Source organism: Mesorhizobium sp. P2_F8, from assembly GCF_056403655.1.
Genome location: NZ_JBFUFB010000105.1, coordinates 1 through 1,265, shown reverse-complemented (window position 1 = coordinate 1,265; position 1,265 = coordinate 1). Strand labels below are relative to the sequence as shown.

The window sequence follows — 1,265 nt, the reverse complement described above, 5'->3', positions numbered from 1 at the left end:
ACCTCGGATCATCACCATCTCGTGCAGGCCGCGTTCATTGCCAACAATGCCGCCCAATGTGGCTACTGCCTGAACGGCATGATCATTGCCACTGTCGCGCTGCTCAGGCGCGATGCGCGGCCAGACGAGACGGCGATCCGCGCCGCGCTGCGCCATCATTTGTGCCGCTGCGGCACCCATCTGGAAATCCTCGCCGCCGTGCGCGCGGCAGCCGGCGCCACCACGCAAATATCCGGTGACGTCGCTTTGGAGCAAATCTGATGAGCGGCCCGCGCGACCGGCCAGCCACCGCCTATCTGCACGACAGCGAGGCACTCTTGGTTCTGCGGCCGAGCCCCTCTGCCGGCAAGGATGGCGAACTCTTCCTTGCGCTTGGCGCGGACGGCTCCGTGACCGCCTTCAACGGCCACGTCGATCTCGGCACCGGCATTCGCACGGCCTTAGCCCAGATCGTCGCCGAGGAACTGGACGTTCCCTTCGAGCGCGTAGGCATGGTTCTCGGCTCGACTTCGGCCGCTCCGGATCAGGGCGCGACCATCGCCAGCGAGACCATCCAGGTCACGGCCATGCCGCTGCGCGCCGCAGCCGCGACCGCCCGCGCACATTTGCTCAAGCTGGCCGCCGCGCGGCTCGGCATGTCGGTGCCGGAGCTGATCGTCGAGGACGGCGTGATCCGACCGGCGGATACGGAAGAGAATCTTTTCGTCTCCTTTGGCGATCTCATCGCCGGCGCCAACACGCGCCTTGCGATCGATCCGCACGCGCCCCTGAAGCCAGCTGCGCAGTACCGTATCGTGGGCCGGCCGCAGGCACGCGCCGACATTCCGGCCAAGGCTACCGCGGCTTTCATCTACGTCCATGACGTGCGCCTGCCAGGCATGCTGCATGGCCGCGTCGTCCTGCCGCCCTATGCTGGCTTCGATTCAGGGGGGCATGTCGGCGCGAGCCTGATCGCCGTCGACGAGGCATCGGTGGCCCACGTGCCGGGGCTGGTGACGGTCGTGATCATCGGCGATTTCGTCGGCGTCGTGGCGATGCGCGAAGAGCACGCCATCGAGGCGATGCAGCGACTCAAGGTGCAATGGCGCGCCGCACCCGTCGTCCCCGACCTCAATGCTCCGGAGGCGGCACTTCGTAACAATCGCTCGACCGTCCGCAAGCTCGCCGACCACGGCGATGTCGAACGCGTGCTCGGCGCGACGGCGACGCCTATGGAACGGACCTATGTATGGCCCTACCAGATGCACGGCTCGATCGGACCCTCC

Annotated in this window: 2 protein-coding genes; both read left to right on the top strand. The window is 67.0% G+C overall.

Going from position 1 to position 1,265, the window contains the following annotated elements; genetic code table 11:
- Positions 1 to 261, top strand: a 261-nt coding sequence (locus AC1DZP_RS36210; protein ID WP_477309149.1) for a 2Fe-2S iron-sulfur cluster-binding protein, incomplete at its 5' end; no start/stop codon positions are given.
- A partial coding sequence (locus tag AC1DZP_RS36205) for a molybdopterin cofactor-binding domain-containing protein (protein ID WP_477309147.1) occupies positions 261 to 1,265 on the top strand: 1,005 nt, incomplete at its 3' end. The genes AC1DZP_RS36210 and AC1DZP_RS36205, both read left to right, overlap by 1 nt.